General features: G+C 63.3%; 14 protein-coding genes. 11 read left to right on the top strand and 3 right to left on the bottom strand.

Features of this window, described 5'->3' with window-relative positions:
• Positions 1-57: 57 nt before the first annotated feature.
• Complete coding sequence (locus tag HWX91_RS13660) at positions 58-576, bottom strand: Dps family protein (protein ID WP_028194253.1); 519 nt, start codon at positions 574-576, stop codon at positions 58-60.
• 308 nt (positions 577-884) lie between these two features.
• Between HWX91_RS13660 and HWX91_RS13655 the strand changes: the two genes are divergently transcribed.
• The 11 genes from HWX91_RS13655 (at position 885) to HWX91_RS13605 (ending at position 17,889) form a co-directional block, all read left to right on the top strand.
• On the top strand, positions 885-1,574 hold the full coding sequence (locus tag HWX91_RS13655) for a hydrolase (RefSeq protein WP_028194252.1): 690 nt from the start codon (positions 885-887) through the stop codon (positions 1,572-1,574).
• A 75-nt stretch (positions 1,575-1,649) separates the two neighbouring features.
• Entirely contained in the window at positions 1,650-3,518 is a 1,869-nt protein-coding gene (locus HWX91_RS13650) for an amidohydrolase (RefSeq protein WP_028194251.1), read from the top strand.
• Positions 3,519-3,557: 39 nt separating this feature from the next.
• The gene (locus HWX91_RS13645) at positions 3,558-5,027 is read left to right on the top strand and encodes a mechanosensitive ion channel domain-containing protein (protein WP_028194250.1); all 1,470 of its coding nucleotides are present in this window, start codon (positions 3,558-3,560) and stop codon (positions 5,025-5,027) included.
• Between the two features lie 188 nt (positions 5,028-5,215).
• Positions 5,216-5,857 (top strand): HD domain-containing protein, encoded by a 642-nt coding sequence (locus tag HWX91_RS13640; protein ID WP_028194249.1) that lies wholly within the window; start codon positions 5,216-5,218, stop codon positions 5,855-5,857.
• 28 nt (positions 5,858-5,885) lie between these two features.
• Positions 5,886-6,152 carry a DUF1427 family protein gene (locus HWX91_RS13635; RefSeq protein ID WP_028194248.1) on the top strand — a complete coding sequence of 89 codons (267 nt, stop codon included), beginning with the start codon at positions 5,886-5,888 and terminating at the stop codon, positions 6,150-6,152.
• 107 nt (positions 6,153-6,259) lie between these two features.
• Positions 6,260-7,207, top strand: a complete 948-nt coding sequence (locus tag HWX91_RS13630) for a VOC family protein (protein ID WP_028194247.1) — start codon at positions 6,260-6,262, stop codon at positions 7,205-7,207.
• On the top strand, positions 7,197-8,726 hold the full coding sequence (locus HWX91_RS13625; RefSeq protein ID WP_028194246.1) for an alginate export family protein: 1,530 nt from the start codon (positions 7,197-7,199) through the stop codon (positions 8,724-8,726). The genes HWX91_RS13630 and HWX91_RS13625 overlap by 11 nt, the downstream gene beginning before the upstream one ends.
• Positions 8,727-8,784: 58 nt before the next feature.
• Positions 8,785-10,506, top strand: coding sequence for an FAD-dependent oxidoreductase (locus HWX91_RS13620; RefSeq protein ID WP_028194245.1), 1,722 nt, complete (start codon positions 8,785-8,787; stop codon positions 10,504-10,506).
• A gap of 135 nt (positions 10,507-10,641) precedes the next feature.
• Positions 10,642-10,911 (top strand): response regulator, encoded by a 270-nt coding sequence (locus HWX91_RS40495; protein WP_052660604.1) that lies wholly within the window; start codon positions 10,642-10,644, stop codon positions 10,909-10,911.
• The gene (locus HWX91_RS13610) at positions 10,908-16,493 is read left to right on the top strand and encodes a trifunctional serine/threonine-protein kinase/ATP-binding protein/sensor histidine kinase (protein WP_028194244.1); all 5,586 of its coding nucleotides are present in this window, start codon (positions 10,908-10,910) and stop codon (positions 16,491-16,493) included. Before HWX91_RS40495 ends, HWX91_RS13610 begins: the two co-directional genes overlap by 4 nt.
• 355 nt (positions 16,494-16,848) lie before the next feature.
• Positions 16,849-17,889: an alpha/beta hydrolase gene (locus tag HWX91_RS13605; RefSeq protein WP_028194243.1), complete on the top strand. Its 1,041-nt coding sequence runs from the start codon at positions 16,849-16,851 to the stop codon at positions 17,887-17,889.
• Positions 17,890-18,109: 220 nt separating this feature from the next.
• Here the strand turns inward: HWX91_RS13605 and HWX91_RS13600 are convergent, their stop codons facing one another.
• Positions 18,110-19,579, bottom strand: a complete 1,470-nt coding sequence (locus tag HWX91_RS13600) for an efflux transporter outer membrane subunit (protein WP_028194242.1) — start codon at positions 19,577-19,579, stop codon at positions 18,110-18,112.
• A gap of 26 nt (positions 19,580-19,605) precedes the next feature.
• Positions 19,606-20,883: an efflux RND transporter periplasmic adaptor subunit gene (locus HWX91_RS13595; protein WP_081832909.1), complete on the bottom strand. Its 1,278-nt coding sequence runs from the start codon at positions 20,881-20,883 to the stop codon at positions 19,606-19,608.
• Positions 20,884-20,904 lie beyond the last annotated feature (21 nt).

Below are 20,904 nucleotides of genomic sequence, written 5' to 3'. Positions count from 1 at the left end.
TGCTCGCGCGTCACCTCGGTTCTCACCGCAGGTTGCGCGGCACCCGCTTAAGCAGTCCTACGCGTGGCGTCCCGATTCGAACAGAAACCAGACGCGCCGTTCGGCCTCGTCGATCCAGTTTTCGAGCAGGCTGGCCGTCGCGACATCGTTGTATTCGCTGCACAGCGAATGCGTCTCACGCATGTAGCCGGCGAGCGCCAGATTGTCCTCACGCAATTCCGCCAGCATGTCGCTCGGCGTCACGTACTCCGCGTCGTTGTCGAGGATTCGCTGCAACTTCGTGATCTGGCCGGTGGAATGCAGCGTCTTGCCGCCTAGCTTGCGGGCGCGTTCCGCGATCGGGTCCGTCGTCGCGAAGATCTGATCCGATTGCTCGTCGAGCAACAGGTGATAGTCGCAGAAGTACGGCCCCGACATATGCCAGTGGAAGTTTTTCGTCTTCAGATACACCGCGAATACGTCGGCCAGCAACGTTGTCAGCGCGGCGGCGATATCGCGGGTCGCGTCTTCGGTCAGGCGGGTCGGGGTGTTAAGCGGGGCCGCGCGATGGGCGGCTGCGGTAAGCGCTTCTGTCATAGCGAGTCCTTGTCATGGTCGAGTGCGGCAGCGTGTGAATGTCTGACTTCAAGCGCTTGCATTGTAGGAATGCGGCGCAAGTAAAGTCCTGCAGAAAACATGAAATGTTCTGAAGCGCCAATCCGGATGTCCGCGTCATGGCCGCGCGAAGATCTCGCGCGCCAAGGTTTATTTAAGAACTATTAAGGACTCTGCCAAGGACTCGCAGAACTGCCGTGGATAGACTGGGCCTCAGTTGTCCTCGCACCTGAAACACGTGCGGCATCTCCTCCCATGTTCACCAAACCACCTATAGGACGTACAACGCCATGGCAAATCCGAAACTCGAAGTGCTGACGCCTGCTAACTCGCAGATCATCTTCATCGACCAACAGCCGCAAATGGCTTTTGGCGTCCAGTCCATCGACCGCCAGGTTCTCAAGAACAACGTAGTCGGCCTCGCGAAGGCCGCGCGCGTTTTCAACATTCCGACCACCATCACGACCGTGGAATCCGAAAGCTTTTCGGGCTACACATTCCCTGAATTGCTCGACGTCTTCCCGGGCCACAAAGTGCTTGAACGTTCGTCCATGAATTCGTGGGACGACCAGAAGGTGCGCGACTCGCTGGCTGCAAACGGCCGCAAGAAGGTGGTGGTGGCCGGTCTGTGGACCGAAGTCTGCAACAACACCTTTGCGCTTTGCGCGATGGCCGAGGGTGACTACGAAATCTATATGGTCGCCGACGCATCGGGCGGCACGTCCAAGGACGCGCACGACTATGCGATGCAACGCATGATTCAGGCCGGCGTGGTGCCGATGACCTGGCAACAGGTGCTGCTGGAGTGGCAACGCGATTGGGCGCACAAGGAGACGTACAACGAAGTCATGGCGATTGCCAAGGAGCATTCGGGTGCCTACGGGATGGGCGTGGACTACGCCTACACCATGGTGCACAAGGCTGCGCAACGCGCGACGGGCGCCCACGAAGTTCTGGCACCCGTGCCGGCAAAGAAGTAACGAGTCGCGACGAGCGCCCGCTTCCCATGAATAGCTCCGCGCATGAAAAGCGGAGCGCTCCCAATGAGGACCGACATGACTTCCCATACTTCCGTGCCGACGCCGGCCGAGGTTGTCTTCTTTAACGGCAAGATCGCCACGCAGGACGACAAGCGATCTTTTGCCGATTCGCTCGCCGTCGCGGACGGCCGCATTATCGCTGCGGGATCGCGCGACGCCGTGATGCGCCACGTGAACGGCAATACGCGGCAGGTCGACCTTAAAGGCCGGACTGTCATTCCCGGTCTGAACGACTCCCACCTGCACATCATTCGCGGCGGGTTGAACTTCAACATGGAATTGCGCTGGGACGGCGTGCCCTCGCTGGCCGACGCGCTGGACATGCTGAAGAAGCAGGTGGCTCGCACACCGGCGCCGCAATGGGTTCGCGTGGTGGGTGGCTGGAACGAATTCCAGTTTGCCGAGCGGCGCGGCCCGACGCTCGAAGAAATCAATGCCATTGCACCGGATACGCCGGTGTTCATCCTGCACCTGTACGACAGCGCGCTGCTGAATGCGGCGGCGCTGCGTGCGGTGGGTTATACCAAAGACACGCCGAATCCTCCCGGCGGGGAAATCCAGCGCGACAGGCGCGGCAACCCGACCGGAATGCTGATCGCGCGGCCGAACGCCGGCCTGCTGTACGCGACGCTCGCAAAAGGTCCGAAACTCGGGCTGGAGGATCAACGCAATTCCACCCGTCATTTCATGCGCGAACTGAACCGTCTGGGCGTGACGAGCGCGATCGACGCGGGCGGCGGCTACCAGGCCTATCCGGATGACTACGCTGTCATCATGGACCTCGCGAAGAAAAGCGAACTGACGGTACGGATTGCCTACAACCTGTTCACGCAGAACGCGAAGAAGGAAATCGAGGACTTCGCGAAGTGGGTGAAGATGACCAAGCCGGGCGAAGGCGACGATTTCCTGCGCGTCAACGGCGCCGGCGAAATGCTGGTGTTCTCGGCGGCGGACTTCGAAGACTTTCTCGAGCCGCGTCCGGATCTGCCCGACACGCTGGAAGACGAACTGGAAGCGGTCGTCAAACTGCTGGTCGCAAACCGCTGGCCGTTCCGGCTCCATGCCACGTACAACGAATCAATCGAGCGCTTCCTGAATGTGTTCGAACGGGTGAATGCCGAGATTCCGTTTAACGGGCTGCGCTGGTTCTTCGACCACTGCGAAACCATCACGCAGAAAAATATCGAACGAGTGCGTGCGCTTGGCGGCGGTATCGCGATCCAGCACCGGATGGCCTTCCAGGGCGAGTATTTCATCGAGCGCTATGGCGCGGAGGCCGTGAAGCGCACGCCGCCGATCCGGCACATGCTCGACGCCGGCCTGCCGGTCGGCGCCGGTACGGACGCCACCCGCGTCGCGAGCTTTAACCCGTTCGTCTCGCTCTACTGGATGGTGTCGGGCAAAACGGTCGGCGGCACGTCGATGTACACCAACGAAAACAAGCTCGACCGGATGGAGGCATTGCGCCGTTACACGGTGGGCAGTGCGTGGTTCTCGAGCGAGGAGGAACGCAAAGGCGCACTGGTTCCGGGCCAGTTCGCAGACTTCGCGGTGTTGAGCGAAGACTACTTTTCCATCGACGAAAGCCGCATCAAGTTCCTGACCTCGGCCATGACGGTGGTGGGCGGCAAGGTTGTGTACGCCGACGACGAATTCGCGCCGCTTGCGCCGCCTGATCTGCCGGTTAGCCCGTCGTGGTCGCCGGTTGCCGAATTCGGCGGCTATAGCCGTTACAAGCCGACAGCGGTGGCCTGCGTGGACGGCTGCGTGAATCTGTGCGGCGTGCACGCGCATGCGCATGGCTGGGCATGGCGAAAAAACGTGCCGGTCAGCGATTCGAACGGATTCTGGGGCGCGTTGGGCTGTAGTTGTTTCGCGTTCTGATTTCCACCGGTTCGTGCAACCCCGCGAGCGAGGACCTCGATGCCGACGCTAACTGACGGTGTGCTGTTTGGCCTGGGCATCCTGGTCCTCGATTTTCTCGCCTGGCGTTTTCTGGACGGGCGCAACGACCAGCTTCGTCTCGCTTTGCGTGCGCTCATGTTCGGGCTGTCGACCTACGTGCTGTTCAGTTACGGCATGAACCCGCTGCGCGCGGCGCCCTGGCCGGACGAGGGGCTGCGCCATCTGCTCGCGCAGGTGCTGGAGGTGGTGTGGTGGCTGCAAGGCGCGCGTCTCGTGACCATCATGCTGGATCGCGCGGTGTTGCCCGAGGCGTGGCACAAGGAGCGGCTGTTTCAGGACGTGCTCGGCGCGCTGGTGTTTCTGGCCGCGTCGGTAGGCGCGATCGCATTCGTGTTGCAACTGCCGGTGCGGGGCCTGCTCGCCACCTCCGGCGCGCTCGCGGTCGTTCTCGGTCTGGCGATTCAAAGCACGCTCAACGACGTGTTTTCCGGCATCGTTCTCAATGCGACGCAGCCGTTCCGTTTGGGCGACTGGGTCACCATCGGCGATGTGGAAGGCAAGGTGGTCGAGAGCAACTGGCGCGCGACGAGTCTGCTCAACGGTCAGGGCAATCTCGTCGTGATTCCGAACAGCGTGGCCGCGCGCACCAATATCGTCAACGCGAATCAGCCGTCGCATACGCACGGCCTCAGCGTCATGCTGCCGGTCAATCCGTCGATCCGGCCGGCGCTTGTATTGGCCGCGCTCGCCAATGCGGCGAACAGCTCCGAGCGGGTACTGAGGGATCCCAAGCCCACCGTAAGCGTGCGCCGCGCGACGAACGACGCAATCGAGTACGAGATCGTCTGCTATGTCGACTCGCTGGACCAGAAGATCAATGTACGTAACGATCTTTTCGATCTCGCGCATCGTCATCTGCTGTCGCGCGGTGTCGTCTTGCGGCCGTTATCGGTGCCGGAGCCGCCGCTCGGCGGCGCGGATGAAAAGCACCGCTTGCTGCGCAACGTGACGATCTTCCAGACGCTCGACGATGACGAAATATCGGCGCTCGAAGAGCGGCTGACCAGACACGAGTTCGACGTGGACGAGACCATTTACACCGCGGCGGATGAGACCGGCCACGAGCTTCATATTCTGGCGCGCGGCATTGCGAAAGTGATACTGCCCAAGGACGGCGCCGAGATCGAGTTGCGAAGGCTCGCGCCGGGCGATTCGATCGGCCAGTCGGGGATTCTAGCCGGCGTGAAGACCGCTGTGATCGCGCGGGCGCTCACGCGCGCCACCGTGTTCCGGCTCGACAAGACCGCCTTGACGCCGGTGCTCGCGCGGCGCCCCGAGGTGGCGCGCGAGATGTGCCGGCTATTGTCGGAGCACCACGCCACCGAGGAAATGCTGCTTGCATCGCCGAGCAATGTCGACGAGAGCTCGGGCGGTTTGTTGCAATGGATTCGCGATGGCGTGCGGCGCTTCCATGAACTGACGCTTTAAAGCAATCTGCACAGGACACGCGCCGATTAAGTCTTTTTAAGAATTCGCCAAAGTCTTTATAGGTTTAATTCGCTACGCTGCAATGGATAGGCCCCTGGACTGCTGACGCGACAGGACGTCGCCCGGTTGCGCTGCCCGTTCGGCACGTGCACAGGGGTGCGCCGGGGGGGTGCCACGGAGGAGTCGATATGAAGAGAACCATTGCCGGCGTTGACATCCCTGATGGAGTCATGGCGCAGGCGGCAACTGATCTTATGCGGACCACAGAATCCGAGTTGATGTTCCATCACGCGCTACGGTCGTTTCTGTTCGGGGCGCTCACCGGATATCGCGAGAATCTGACATTCGATCCGGATTTGCTGTATGTCGCCACGATGTTCCACAACGTCGGGCTGAACTCACAGTATCAAGGGTCGCCGTACCGGTTTGAAGTGGATGGCGCCAACGCGGCGCGCGAGTTCATGCAGCAGTACGACATTGCCGGGCGCGAGATTGAAGAGGTCTGGGTGGGGATCGCCCTGCACACGACGCCAGGCATTCCGGAGCACCTGTCAGCGCTGGTTGCGCTGATTAGCGCCGGCGTGCAGATGGATGTGCGAGGTGCGCGCTACGACGAATTCACCGCGCAGCAGCGCGATGAGATCGTGCAGGCCTACCCGCGCGAATCGGGCTTCAAGAAGAAGCTGATCGAAGCGTATGCGCGTGGCATGGCGCATCGTCCTGAAACGACTTTCGGGACCGTGAATGCCGATGTGCTGGACCGCTGGGATCCGAACTATCGGCGGCTGAATTTTTGCGGACTGGTGCTGGGATCGGACTGGCCGAATTGACAGATGTTTTATTGAAAGGACGATCACCATGGGCTACATCATTTCACTGGGCGTCGGCTTTGGCGTCGGACTTCTCTACTGGCTGCTCAAGGTGCAATCGCCAGCGCCGCCGCTGATCGCGCTGGCCGGTCTGCTCGGCATGGTGCTGGGCGAGCACGCGATACCGGTGGTGAAAGCGCAGCTGTTCGCCCAGACCAGCACGACGCAGGTCGCCGGGCAGACCAAGGACGGCGCGGCGCAACAGCCGGCGACGCCGGGCGCCACCAGAACGGCGGTGGATACAGATGCGCGTTGACTGCTTGACGACGCGCACCAACGCTCCACTGGCATCGCACATATCGCATATATGGCCTCGGCCGGAGGCCGACTCTTCAAACGTTGCTAATTCAATCGGGTAATCAAATGTTCAAGTCCCTTCAACGGTTGCGCCCCGTCGCGCTTCTTTCCGCCGCGCTGCTGATCGGGTTGGCGCCGGTTTCTTCCGCCTTCGCCGATGCCGGTCCGCCGGAACTATCCACCGGCAAAATCGCGCTGGCGAAACATCCCGACGTGTCGGTGGGCGCCCAGTACGACACCACCCACGTGTATGTCGCTTCGGCCGACCTCGACGCGTTCGTCAACAGCTTCCTCGCGACCTTCGGCGGTAAGGCCTCGCCGCGCGCGGTCTTTACCGTGACGCCGACGCCGAGCAAGACCGCCTCGCAGTACGTGCAAACGCCGGTCGGCATGCTGTCGGTGTTCGGCTTCGAGACGCCGATTCCGTATCCGTTCGGCAATGAGAGAACCGGCTATCTCGTCACCGACATCGATCAGGGTGTGAAGGCGGCGCGTGCGGCCGGCGCTAACGTGCTGGTCGAACCGTTCGACGACCCGATCGGCAAGGACGCGATCATTCAATGGCCGGGCGGCCTGACGATGCAGCTTTACTGGCACACCAAGGCGCCGAACTACGCACCGCTGCAAAGCGTGCCGGATAACCGCGTGTACGTCTCGCGCGACGAGGCGAACAACTTCGTGCGCCGCTGGGTGCACTTCTCGCACGGTAAGGTGGTGTCGGATAACCCGCATGCGGACGCCGGCGTGATCGGCCGCCCTGGTGAGACGGTCCGCGAGATTCTGATCACATCGGGTTTTGGCCGCATGGTCGTATTCGTGACGGATGGCAAGCTGCCGTTCCCGTTCGGGCGTGAAACGACCGGCTACGGCGTCGCCGATCTGGCGCAGACGCTGGATCGCGCGCAAGCGGCCGGCGCGAAGGTGCTGTATCCGGCGTATAGCACTGCGTCGGGCAAGACCGCGGTACTCGAATTCCCGGGCGGCTACATTGCTGAAGTGCACGATGGCCAGTGACGCACCCGTCACCACGCCGATGAAGGCATGTCGGCGTGCGCAGCGCGGTCGCACGCTGCGCGCCGTCCGCACGCTGCTTATCAGCACCGGGTTGGCGGCGGCGCTGCCGGCTTCGGCCGCGGACACGGCGCTGGGCGGCGCCGACAATACCGCCGCGACCGGCAGCGCGGCCGCCCCCGCCACTCCCGCTGCAGCGGCGGCGTCGTGCGCGCGGCCCGCGATCATGTTCAACCGCTGGCAGGAAAACTGGTCGGCGCTGGCCAACCCCTGCGTGCCGAAAGCGCCTTTCGATTCGTTGAAGTACATTCCGCTGTTCGGCAATCCCGACGCGTATATCTCGCTCGGCATAGTGCTGCGCGAGCGGCTGGAAATCAACGACGCGCCGCTTTTCGGGCTCGGCGCGGCGCATGACGACACGTACCTGCTGCAACGGCTCGAAGTCCACGCGGACGTGCGCCTCGGCCCCCACGTGCAGATCTTCACGCAGTTCGAAAGCGCGCAACCCTACGGCAAAGACTTCGTCACGCCGGTGGACAAAAACCCGCTGGATTTACGGCAGGCGTTCGTCGCGGTGACCGAGCCGCTCGGGCCTGGCACCTTCAAGGTCCGTGTCGGCCGCCAGGAGATGGCGTTCGATTTGCAACGCTTCATCTCCGTTCGAGACGGCCCGAACGTGCGTCAGGCGTTCGACGCAATCTGGGCCGACTATGAAACCGGCCCCTGGCGCTGGATCGCCTACGCGACCCAGCCGGTTCAGTACCGCGACAACGCGGATTTCGACGATGTCTCCAATCGCGATCTGACCTTCAGTGGCGTGCGCGTGGAGCGCAAGAACGTCGGACCAGGCGACCTGTCCGCGTACTACTCGCGCTACAACCGCAATAACGCGCACTTTCTCGACGCGAGCGGTGCCGAACATCGCGACGTGTTCGATGCCCGATACGCCGGCACTGTCGCTCATATCGACTGGGACGTCGAGGCGATGTATCAGTCCGGACATGTCGGCGCCAAGACGATCGGCGCCTGGGCGGTGGGTTCCCTGGCCGGCTACACGCTGGCGTCCGTGCCGTGGACGCCGCGCGTCGGCATTCAGGTGGACGCCGCATCAGGCGACAGTCATCCGGGCGACGGCCGCATCGGCACGTTCAATCCGCTGTTCCCGAATGGCTACTACTTCGCGCTGGCCGGCTATACCGGCTACACGAACCTCGTGCACGTCAAGCCGACGCTGATCCTCAAGCCCAACAGCAAGCTGACGCTGCTAGCGGGTGTGGGTTTGCAATGGCGCGAGACCACCGCGGATGCGGTGTACCAGCAAGGCTCGGCGGTCGTGCCGGGCACAGCGGGGCATGGCAGTCCGTGGACCGGTTTTTATACGCAGCTGCGCGCCGACTGGGCGGTCACTGCGAATCTCGCCGCGGCGCTGGAAGCGGTGCATTTCCAGGTCGGCTCATCGCTGCGCGATCTCGGCGCGCGTAATGCCGACTATGTAGGCGCCGAACTCAAATTCGGCTGGTAGAAGCCGGCACGCTATCGGCAAACCGTCATGGCGATGGCGAGCCAAATGAGGTCAAGTTATGAGCACCACGGACGTATCCGCAGACGCAGCGCCCCCCTCGGAACTCGAGAACCCGTACTCGTCGCTGGAGTACCGTCGGCACCAGATGTTCCCCCGTCTTTCGGCGCACGAGATTCAAAGTCTGCGACGCTTTGCCCGGCCGATGTCGTTCAAAGCCGGTGAACTGATTTTCGAAACCGGGCAGGTGGCGCTCGGGCTGTTCGTGCTGTTGCATGGCCGCGTGCGGATCGTGTCGCGCGACAGCTTCGGGCGCTCGACCGTCATTACCGAACACGATGACGGGCACTTCATGGCGGAGATGGCGCAACTCTCCGGCAAGCCCGCGTTGATCGACGGCATCGCGTTGACGGATGTCGAGACTCTCGTGCTCGAACCGGAGCGCTTGCGTGCGCTGATCGTGGCCGACGCGCAACTGGGCGAGCACATCATGCGCGCGCTGATTTTGCGGCGGCTCGGGCTGATCGAACAGGGGCTCGGGCCCGTCATCGTCGGCAATGGCGACGACGCGCGGCTCATCCGGCTGCAAGGCTTCCTGCGCCGCAATGCCTATCCGGCGATGGTGATCGACGCCCGCACCGATCCCGAGGCGATCACGCTGCTCGGCGGCATGACGACCGGCCCCGGCGACTTTCCGCTCGTGTTCTGCCCGAACGGCTATGTGCTGCGTGCGCCGGACGAGGCGCAGCTCGCATCGTGCCTCGGACTCGTACCGACCTTTGAACCCTCGCATGTCTATGACGTGGCGATTGTCGGCGCCGGGCCCGCGGGTCTGGCGGCATCCGTGTACGCGGCGACTGAGGGTTTATCGGTCGCCGTCTTCGATCAACGTGCGCCGGGCGGTCAGGCCGGCGCCAGCGCCCGGATCGAAAACTATCTGGGCTTTCCCACGGGAATTTCGGGTCAGGCGCTCGCGGCGCGCGCATTCCAGCAGGCGCTGAAATTCGGCGCGCATCTGGCGATCCCGGGCAAGGTCGTGGACGTGAGCCGCCATGCTGGCATCTTCCTGCTGACGCTGCTCGACGGGCAGCGTATCAGCGCGCGTACCGTCGTCGTCGCGAGCGGCGCCGCTTACCGCAAACCTACGGCCCCCGGCTTCGAGCGCTTTGAAGGGCGCGGCACCTATTACTGGGCATCGACAATCGAAGCCAGGCTGGCGAAAGGGCAGGATATCGTTCTGATGGGCGGCGGCAATTCCGCCGGCCAGGCGATCGTGTTTCTCGCCAACTTCGCGCGTAGCATTCGCGTGTTGATTCGTGGCGAGGATCTGAACGCGAGCATGTCGAAATATCTGATCGACCGGATCGCCTCCTTGCCGAACGTCACGCTCTGCACGCGGTGTGTGTTGCGCTGCCTCGAAGGCGACGAAGCCGGACTCACCGGCTTGCATATCAGGCATGAAGAAGAGGGGGTGGATGAAGTCATTCCCACGCGCCATCTGTTTCTCTTTATCGGCGCGGACCCGAAAACCGATTGGCTCGGTTCGAGCGGTGTTGAGCTCGACAACCGCGGCTTTGTTGTGACCGGCTTCGCCCGCAGCGAACAGGGTGTGTCTGAAGGCGGCGCGCGCTATCCGCTCGAAACCAGCGTGCCCGGCATGTTCGCCGTCGGTGATGTGCGGTCGGAATCCGCAAAGCGGGTGGCCGCCGCGGTCGGCGACGGCGCGGCCGTCGTGAGCCAGATTCATGCCTATCTGAGCCGGCTCGTCACCACGGCGGCCTAAGGCAATGGGGTGTAAGCCTGTGCAATGTCTGCCCGGCGCGAGCGGCCCATTCTCGATGGGGTCCGGCCGTCCGGCGGCCCGCACGCGGAAGCTATACCTACGTGTGATGTCGCGGAACCCCCTCCCGCCCGTAACATGCGATGGGGTCCGTTCGCGCATCCGCGCATCTCGCTGGCGAACACAGGCGTGGGGTCCGCACGGTCCAGACAGACCGGGACGCATCCAACGCTGTACACTTCGCGCCAGAAACTGCCGAACGAGATCATGTCGGCGCACGGTGACGACGAAACGGTTAGGCGAGCAACGCTGCACGAGGCAGTCGGTTTTCTGCACAAACCCTTTGTGGAAGACGTACTGCTCGATTCGATCCTGCTTGCCACCGGACGAAAGGGAGAAGTGAATTGAGCACGCAGGCATTGGTCGAGGGTTTTCGCGGATCGTCGCAGGACCCCGGTGTTACGGTGCATTTCGATCAGGTCTGGTTCGACCAGTTGTCGCTCGAGGCGCTGCTGGTCGACGGCAATATCGTGCGGTATCGCGCGAGGTCGCACGACGGCGTCCAGTCGTGGCTGGTCGCCGTGCCGGCCGATGCGCCTTTGGACGCCGTGTCCCGGCGCCTGCAGCGCGAGTTCGTACTGGCCGGCAAACTCGATTCCGCATGGGCCGTGCGGCCGCTCGCGCTGATACGACTCTCGCGAGGGCCGGTGCTGGTGTACGAGGACAACGGCGGTGCGCTGATTTTTCCGCCGGTCGACAGCACCCTTGCGATTGGCCGCTTTCTACGCATTGCGATCGGCGCCGCGCGCGCGCTGCGGCTCGCGCATACGCGCGGCGTGCTGCATCGGGATATCAAGCCGACCAATCTGATCGAAGCAGCCAACGGCACGATCCGCCTGCTCGGTTTTCGCGACGCCCTCGGGCAGGCCGGCGATCCGTCCGCCGAGCCCGTGGATACTCTGTACGGTACGCTGGCCTATATGTCGCCGGAACAGGCGCGGCGTGCGGAAGGCCTGGCCGACGAGCGTAGCGATCTCTATTCGCTCGGCGTGACGTTGTACGAGTTGCTCACCGGGCAGTTGCCTTTCGAGGCGACCGAGCCGCTCGAGTGGGTGTATAACCACGTGGCCCGTCAGCCTGCCGACCCGCGGCAATATCGTCGGTCCTTGCCCGCCGTACTTGGATCGATCGTACTGAAGCTGCTGGCCAAAAACGCTGCGGAGCGCTATCAAAGCGCCTCGAGTCTCGAGGCCGATCTGCGGCGTTGCCTCGCCGACTGGAACGAAATGCAGCACATCGTCCCATTCGAGCCGGCCGCGGAAGACAACGTCAGAAACCTCGCCGTCACCACGCGGCTGTTCGGTCGCGCGCAAGAATATGGGGCTCTGCTGGACGCGTTCGCACGCAATGCGCAGCAGGGTGTCGCGGAACTGATTTTCGTGTCCGGTTACTCTGGCGCCGGGAAATCCGAACTCGTGCGCAGCGTGCACCGTGCGACCGCGCAGACGCCGACGCTGTTTGCGTCGGGGAAGCTCGAACAGTACGGCCAGAACGCGCCCTACGCGCCTTTGATGCAGGCGATACGCTCGCTGTTCCAGCGCATTCTCGGCGAGAGCGACAGCGAGTTGGACCGCTGGCGCGCGGTGCTGCGCGACGCGATCGGCCTTCAAGGCAAACTCCTGGTGAGCTTCGTTCCCGAACTGGAAGTGGTGCTTGGCCCGCAGCCGGACGTGACCGATCTCCCGCCGGTGGAAGCGCAACTTCGTTTTCAGGCGCTGATCACGCGCCTGCTGTCGGTCTTCGCGACGCAAGCGCACCCATTGATCCTGTTCTTCGACGACGTACACTGGTTCGACGACGCCACCTTGAATTTCATCGCCAGCTTCGTCACGACCGCCGAGATCCGGCACGTGCTGCTGATCTGCGCCTATCGCGACAACGAAGTCGAGCGCTCGCCCAAGTTCAAGTCTTTCCTGACGTCGCTGCCGAACACCGGTGCGCGCGTGACCACACTCGTCGTCACGCCGCTCGACACCGCGAACGTTGCCGCGTTGCTGGCCGATGCGCTGCATTGCGATGCCGCGCATGTCCTTCCGCTGGCCGCCGTCGTGTATGAAAAGACCGGCGGCAATCCATTTTTTATCAAGCAGTTGCTGCTCGCGCTGGTCGATCATCAACTGATTGCCTACGACGGTGGTACGGCGAGCTGGACGTGGCGTATCGATCACATCGGTGAGTACGAGTCGTCTGATAACGTCGTCGACCTGATGGTGGCGCGTCTGTCGCGATTGCCTCGCGAGGCGCAGGCCGTTCTGAGACTGCTGGCCTTTATGGGGCGTCGGCTTGACAGATCGATCCTCGCGCGGATCGATCACGCAGACGGCCTGGATTTGGAGCAGCGCCTGCATGCCGCCTTTGAGGCGGGCCTGATCGTCTCCGACCGCACGGGCTTCGCGTTTGCTCATGACCGGATTCAGGAGGCCGCCTACGAGTTGACGCCGGCGGCTGAGCGTGGCGTCGAACATGCCCGTATTGCACGCATCCTGTTGCAGGATTTCGATGTGCACGCGGTTCAGCAGTCGGCGTTCTACCTTGCCCACCATATTGAGCGCGCGCAGGCAGCCGGCGCGCTAGGTGATCTGGACGTGAACGAGACCACGGTTTTCGCGAGGATTTGCCTGCAGGCGGCGCGTCATGCGAAAGAAGCGGTCGCTATTCAGTCCGCCCTGGGTTACATCGACGTCGCGCAAAAGCTGCTCGACGCGAGCGGCCTGGACTACGTGCAAACCCTCAGCTTCGATATGGGGGTTCTGCGCGTGCAGTGCCATATGATGGATGCGAACTTCGAGGCGGCGGGGACGGAGATCGAGAAGCTGCTGAGCCGCGAGCTGTCTGTCGTTGCGCGCGCATTGGTGTACAGGCTGAAAGCCAGCATGTACCAGCATCTGTCGGACTATGAGGCCGCAGTCGAGACGGCGCTCGAAGGCTTCAGGCTATTCGGTACGTATCTGCCCCGCTATCCGGAAGCCGCCGACGTCGAAACCGCTTACAGCCGGCTCACCGAGTCGCTCAAGGCGCGCACGGTCGCTTCGCTCGCCGACTTGCCGACCTTGCACGACGAGGTCATCGAGTCGGAAATGAATCTGCTGGCCAGTATCTACGCACCCGCCTCGTTCGTAAACGAACGGCTGGGTTTCCTGCATTTGTGCCGCATGGTGCAACTCACCGTCGATCACGGTATCACCGCGGCATCGGCCCATTGTCTCGCGTGGTTCGGCGTGTACGTGGCGGAATTTTTCGGCCGCTACGAAGAGGGCTTCGAGTTCTCCCGCCTGGCACGCACGCTGGTGGAAGCGCGCGGCTTCAACACGGTGGCCACGAGCGCACTGGTGGCGCTCGATACGGTCGCTGTCTGGACTCAGCCGCTTCCCTATGTGCTGGCATGCGCACGCGACGCATTCGAGTCGGCGCGTCCCAGCGGCGATCTGATCATGAGTTGCTATTCATGCAATCACATCGTCTCGGATCTGTTGACGATGGGCGTCCCGTTGGACCAGGTCGACCGGGAAATCGACCTTGGCCTGTCATACGCGAGACGCGTGCGATTCAAGGACGTCGAGGATATCCTCGAACTGCAGAAGCGCTATGTGCACAGTTTGACTGGCGGTCCCGGTTTGCCGGGCAACTTCGGCGTGGTGGTCGACGGACGCATGACATTCGACGCCGACCTGCTCGACACCCAGATGGCGACGCTGCGCTTCTGGATCTGGCTGCTCAAAGGCGTGTCCTGTTATTTTCACGGTGAATACGAGCACGCGCAGTATTGTCTTGTCGAAGCCGGTAAATTGAAGTGGGCGACTCCCGCGCATATTCATCTGCTCGACTATCATTTTTATGCGGCGCTCAATCTCGCGAAGGTGGCTGCGGCGGAAGACGAAGCGGCTGGCGCGGTGGCGCAAATCGAGCCGCATCTCGCGAGACTCAGGACTTGGGCGCAGCTCAATCCGGCGACCTTCCGCGACAAGATGCTTCTCGTCGAGGCCGAAGTGGCGCGGCTTAAGGGTACGCCGCTCGCCGCCATGGCGCTGTACGAGCAGGCCGCCGTGGCCGGCTCGGAAAACGGCTTCAACCATAGCACCGCGCTTGCTCACGAACTGGCGTCGGTGTGTTGCGAAGCAAACGGTCTCTTCAGCGCGGCGCGCCACCATCGTCGCCACGCGATCGACAGTTACACACGTTGGGGCGCGCTCGCCAAGGTCAAACAACTCGAACGCGCGGGTCGTCCCGCACAGGTATCGATCGAGCGGCCGGCGGCGTCGCGCCCCTCGGTTGAAATTGCCGATGCGCAGGCGCAATTCGATCTCGTGTCCGCGCTGAAGTCGTCGCAGGCGCTGTCCGAGGAGATCGTGCTCGACAAACTGATCCGCACCCTCGTCACGCTGGCGATTGTTCATGCCGGTGCGCAGCGCGGCATGTTGATCCTGTTGAAGGGCAATGTGCCGGTTGTCGAGGCGAGCGGGCAGGAGGCGCCAGAGGGCGTTCGGGTGACGCTGAGCGTCGACACGGTTACGCGTGAGCAGGTGCCGGCCTCCGTGTTCTACACGGCCTTGCGCACACGCAAACCGGTCGTGGTGGATGACGTGCAGAGCGATCCGCGCTTTTCGTTCGATGCCGCCTTCGCGAGCCGGCCCGTTCGCTCAATGTGTTGTTTGCCGCTGGTCAAACAGGGCAATGCAGTCGGCGCGCTCTATCTGGAGAACAACCTGACTGCCGGCGTGTTCACGGAGAACCGCACGTCCGTGCTCGAATTGCTCGCGTCGCAAGCGGCTATTTCACTCGAAACGGCGCGCCTCTACGCCGAGCTTGTGGAAGAAAACAAGCGCCGTCGGGAAACCGAAGCGGCTTTGCGTATGAGCGAGGAGGCGCTTGCGCTGGGGCAACGGATCAGTCGCTCCGGAAGCTATATCTGGAACGCGCAGACGGGTGAACGCTACTGGTCCAAAGAGCTTTACAACGTGTTCGGCCTGCCGATGGAAGAAGGGAGTTTAGGCACCCAGGCCATCCTCGAGCGGATTCACCCGGAAGACGTGGGCGTCTACCAGGAGACCGTCGAGCGGGCGGCGCGCAATCGCATGCCGTTTCGGCAGAAGTTCCGGGTGGTGACGCCCGCGGGAACCATTAAACACCTCGAAGTGCTCGGCGAACCGTCGGGCGAGACCAATTTTGTCGGCGTCGTCACGGATTTCACCGATCGGCATACCACCGAGCTCGCCTTGCAGAACGCCAAGATCGAACTGGCCAAGGCCTCGCGGGCGACCACCATGGGTGAGCTGGCGGCCTCGATTGCGCACGAGATCAATCAGCCGCTGGCATCGATCGTGTCGAACGCGAGTGCCGGCGTGCGCTGGCTCAACCGGCCGGTGCCGGACATTCCCGAAGCGCTGGGCGGTCTGCGCGATATCGTGAAGGACGGCAAGCGGGCGGGCGACATCATCCGTTCATTGCAGTCGCTGGCGAAGGAATCCAAGCCGAGCTTCATCCCGATCCCGATCGACGGGGTCGTGCGTGAAGTATTCGAACTGGCGGCCGCTGAAATCGAGCAACGCAGCCTGGCAGTCCGGCTCGATCTTTCTGCAGACTGTTCGGTGATGGCCGATCGGGTGCAGTTGCAGCAGGTGCTGTTCAACCTTGTGATGAACGCCGCCGACGCAATGAGTCATCTCGACGCGAAGCAGCGCTGGCTGAGCGTGACCTCCTGCATCAACGAACAGGGGATGGTGGCCGTATCGGTACAAGACAACGGCAGCGGGATCAGCGAGGAGATCGCCTCGCGCATCTTCGACGCCTTCTTCACGACAAAAGAAACCGGCATGGGGATGGGACTTGCAATCTGCAAATCCATCATCGATGCGCATGGCGGGACGCTTACTGCCGCGCCCGGATCCCCGGGTGGAACGGTCTTCGTCTTCACGCTGCCGATGTCCGGCTAGCGATGCTCAACGAGCCGCGCGTTTAGCGTATGTGTCACGGCGCATACAGCGCGCCTTTAACCCCTCGCAAGTCCACAGGCATTCGACGAACCCGCCCGCTCATGCAGCGGGCGCTTTTCGTTGACCGCTCGCGGAAGGACTTTTCTTCTCCGAGCCAAACCTGGATATGAGGAAGCCAAACCATTCGCAGCGTCCGTGAAACGGATGTAGGGATGGTTGTCGCCATGTGCTTCGGATAACGTTCTTTCGTGGCTTGCCGGTGTTCGTGGGACGGTTTGCATCACGTTGATACGACGGCGCGACACGGGGCAGTTTTTCAAACGATCGGCTCAATGCCGGTACTACGGAGAAGGAAATGAAGAAAGTCGTTTCATTGGTGGCTGTCGGTTCGGCGTTGCTAGCCGGTTCGCTTGCGAGTGCTGCGTCGGCGGAAACGATCCCGCAACTCGAGCCCACAACCCAGGCGTTTATCGACAAGCTGACCGCCGCAGGTGGGCCGCCGCTGTACACCATGACGCCGCAGGCCGCGCGCAAGGTGCTGGACGACGTGCAGGCCGATCCGAACGGCAAACTCGCCCCGGCACATGAGAAGGAAGTTACGCTGCCCGTCGGTCCGACCGGCAAGACGATGGTTCGCGTGATCCGGCCGGCCGACGTCAAGGGCACGACGCCGGTCATCATGTACTTCCACGGCGGCGGCTGGATTCTGGGTAACGCCGCCACGCACGACCGACTGGTCCGCGAACTCGCGAACCGCGCGCATGCAACGGTCGTTTTCGTGGAATATGAACCTTCGCCCGAAGCGCAATTCCCGGTGGCAATCGAGCAGGACTACGCCGCAACGAAATATGTCGCCGAGCATCCGCAAGAGTTCGATGTCGATGCAAACCGTCTCGCTCTCGCCGGCGACAGCGTGGGCGGCAACATGGTGGCCGTGGTCGCGCAGATGGCGAAAGAGCGTCATGGCCCGGCGATCCGCTTTCAGGCGATGTTCTACCCCGTGACCGATTACACCCTGGACGATTCGACCTACGAGGCGTTCCCGAACGGCCCGTGGCTCACGAAGCCGGCGATGAAATGGTTCTGGGACGCGTATCTGCCGAACGCCACTGAAGCGCAGGCTAACGACCCGCACGTCTCGCCGCTGCGGGCATCGCTCGACGCGCTCAAGGGCTTGCCGCCGGCGCTCGTCATCACCGATGAGAACGACGTGCTGCGGCATGAGGGCGAGGCGTATGCGCACAAGCTCGCGCAGGCCGGTGTCAATGTGACGGCTGTACGTTTCCTCGGCACGATGCATGACTTCATGATGCTGAACCCGCTGCGCAATACGCCTGCTGCGCTGGGCGCCACCGCACTGGCAGGCAGCATGCTGGATCAGGCGCTCGCGAAGTAAGCTCAAATCGACATGCCGCGAGCCGCGGCATGTCGATCTTCTTTTAGCAGTTGATTCGCCAGGATTCTCCCCATGAGGATCCACAATTCAAAACGGCCGGGGCTGCCCTGTGGGTAGCGTTGGCCGTTTTGCGGCATTCGCGTCGCATGCGTGCCATTCAGGCGCCGCCGAGGCGATCTCGACTCACTTGCCGATTCGCACGCCGCCGCCGGTAGGCACCTTAATCCTTGCTTCGCGACGACGAGAGCAGCGTGCGATCCCATCCGCCTCCGAGCGCCTTCAACAACTGCACGCTCGCATCCACGCGTCTTGCCTGGATCCGAGCTTCCGTGCGCTGGTTGGTCAGCGCAATGGTTTGCACGGTGACGACGTCGAGGTAACTGACCGCGCCGGCCTGATAGCGGTTCTGGGTCAGCCTGAGCGAGCGTTCCGCGGCGGCCGTGGCGCGCTGCTGGCTTTGCGCTTCGCTCGCGAGCGTGTCGAGCGCCGAGAGGTTGTCCTCGACCTGCTGGAATGCGACAAGCACCGTTTGCCGGTAATCGGCCACCGAACCATCGTATTGAGCCGTGGCGCCATTTAACGCGGCGTCGCGTTTGCCGCCGTCGAACAGCGTGCCGACGAGTTGCGGACCGATCGACCAGAACAGACTCGGCGCCGTCAGCCACGGCGCAAAGAAGGTGCTTTCGAGACCGGCGCTGGCGCTCAGCGTGAGGTCTGGATAGAACGCCGCCTTGGCTTCGCCGATCTGCGCGTTGGCGGCGGCGACACGCCGTTCTGCTGCGGCGATGTCGGGCCGGCGTTCGAGCAGTTGCGACGGCACGCCCGCCGGAATCTGCGGCACGGGAATCGATTCGACCTTTGGGGCAAGCGAAAACGACGAGGCGGGCACGCCGATCAGAGTCGCGATGGCATGGACCATCTGGGCGCGCTGGACCGCGATATCGGTTGCCTGCGAACGCGTCTCTTCCAGTTGTGTTTCGGCTTGCGCGGTTGCGGACGCATCGATCGCGCCGTCGGCCAGTTGTTGTCTGAGGATGGCCAGTGCCGCTGCATAAGCGCTCACGCTGTCGTCGAGCAGTTTCTTCTGGATGTCGAGCGCACGCAGCGCGAAGTAATCGCGCGCCAGGTCAGTGCTCATGGAGAGACGCACCGCCTCGAGATCCGCTTCGCTCGCCTGGGCGTTGTCGCGCGCATTCACCTCGGCGTCGCGTACCCGCCCGAACAGATCCGGTTCCCACGAAGCGTTCAGCCCCAGCGAATAGTCGGGTACCGTACGGCCGGCAAGCGAATGGCCTTCCACGTTCTGCGAAAGGCGCGCGCGCGATTGCGCGGCGCCGGCCGTTATCGTGGGTAGAAGGCCCGCGTGCTGGTAGTCGATCATCGAGCGCGCCTGCTGCAACTGCGCGACTGCCCGTTTGACAGTTTGATTCGATACGGCCAGCTGGTCTTCGAGCCGGTTCAACTCGGGGTCGTTGAAGAGCGTCCACCAGTCGCCGCGTGCTTGCGTATCGCCCGGTGTCGCCACGGCCCAGCCAGGCGCCGCTTCCGCAGGGCCGGCAGGCGCCGCGTAGCGAGCCGGCACGGCCGCCTCGGGGACGCTGTAACGGGGCAAGGTCGAGCATGCCGTCAGCGCGCACGCGACGCCGAGGGCCAGCGTTTTGCGCGGGAATGTCATGGGCAGGATGGGCATGATCCGCTTCCTTGGGTGGGACGGCATCAGCCGTGTGCGGCCGAAGTGCCAGACGCCGGCTCGGCGGCGGACGGGCGCAGCACCTGCACGGTGTCGCCGGCAGTGACGGCGTCGCCGGGGTTGTCGATCGCGCGGTCTGACGCTGCGAGACCCGTGGCGATTTCCACATAGGTGCCGAAATCGCGGCCGATAGTCACGTTCTTCAGCGTGACCTTGTTGTCGTCGCCGACCACCGCTACGGTCACGCCGCCCGGGCGGAACAGCAACGCGCTCACCGGCAGTTCGAGCGCGGGGTGCGCGGTGTCCAGCGCGAGATGCACCTGGACGTAAGCGCCGGGACGCAGCGCGCCGTCCGTGTTGTCCACGTCGACTTCCACGCGCATCGTGCGGCTCGTGGGATCGATCACGTCCGAACTGCGCGCGACCCGCGCCGCGAAGTGGCGGCCCGGATACTGCTGGGTCGTCAGATAGACCTGGGTGCCCACGGTGATGAAGCTCGCGTCGTTCTGCGGAATATCGGTGAAGGTGCGCAACACATCCGTCTGCGCGACGTGGAACAGTTCGTTGGCGGGCGCGGCGAGCCCGGGCGTTCCACCCGCGGTGACCAGCGCGCCGACGTCCACATTGCGCACGGTCACCACTCCGTCGAACGGCGCGGTGACTTTTTCATACGACACCATCTCGGTGAGCCGCGCGACGTTCGCCCGAGCCGATGCCAGGGTGGCGCGTTTAGCCTGCATGTCGGCGGTTTTGGTATCCGCGTCCTGTTGCGAAACGGACTGGGTCTGCAGCATTTGCTGCCAGCGTTGCGAGGTGGTGAGGGCGTAGTTGTAGTTGGCCTGTGCGGTGGCGGCGTCGGCGCGCGCCTGTTGCAATTGCGCGTCGAGCTCCGGTGTTGCGATGGTCGCGAGCAGTTGGCCCGCCTTCACCTTCGTGCCGATATCGGCGTACCAGCGCTGAATATAGCCGCTGGTTCGCGCATACACGGAGGCATCCGCATAGGGCATGACCGCGCCGGGCAACAGCAGGTCTTGCGAAGCCGGCGCGAGGCCCGGCGACACGACCTTGACGGTCAACGCGCTTTGCGCGGCGACCTGTTCGCCAAGCGCAGAACCGGCTCGCAGTCGGGGCACGATACCGATGATCAGCAGCACCGCGGCCACGCCTGTCAGAATCAGCGGCAGGCGGTAGCGGCTCCACGCGCGCGAGCGGACGGGCATGCGTGGCGGCGTCGCGCGCAGCGCAGGCAGGCCCGCGCTCGTGGCGGCGCCGTCGCGTTCCGGACGAGTATCAGGGGTGTTCATGATGGGTTCCTGTGGTGGGCA

Origin of the sequence: Paraburkholderia fungorum (assembly GCF_902833645.1) — a bacterium.
Taxonomy (GTDB): domain Bacteria; phylum Pseudomonadota; class Gammaproteobacteria; order Burkholderiales; family Burkholderiaceae; genus Paraburkholderia; species Paraburkholderia fungorum.
Note: the sequence above shows the minus strand (reverse complement) of the source record. Positions and strands in the feature narration are given on the sequence as shown.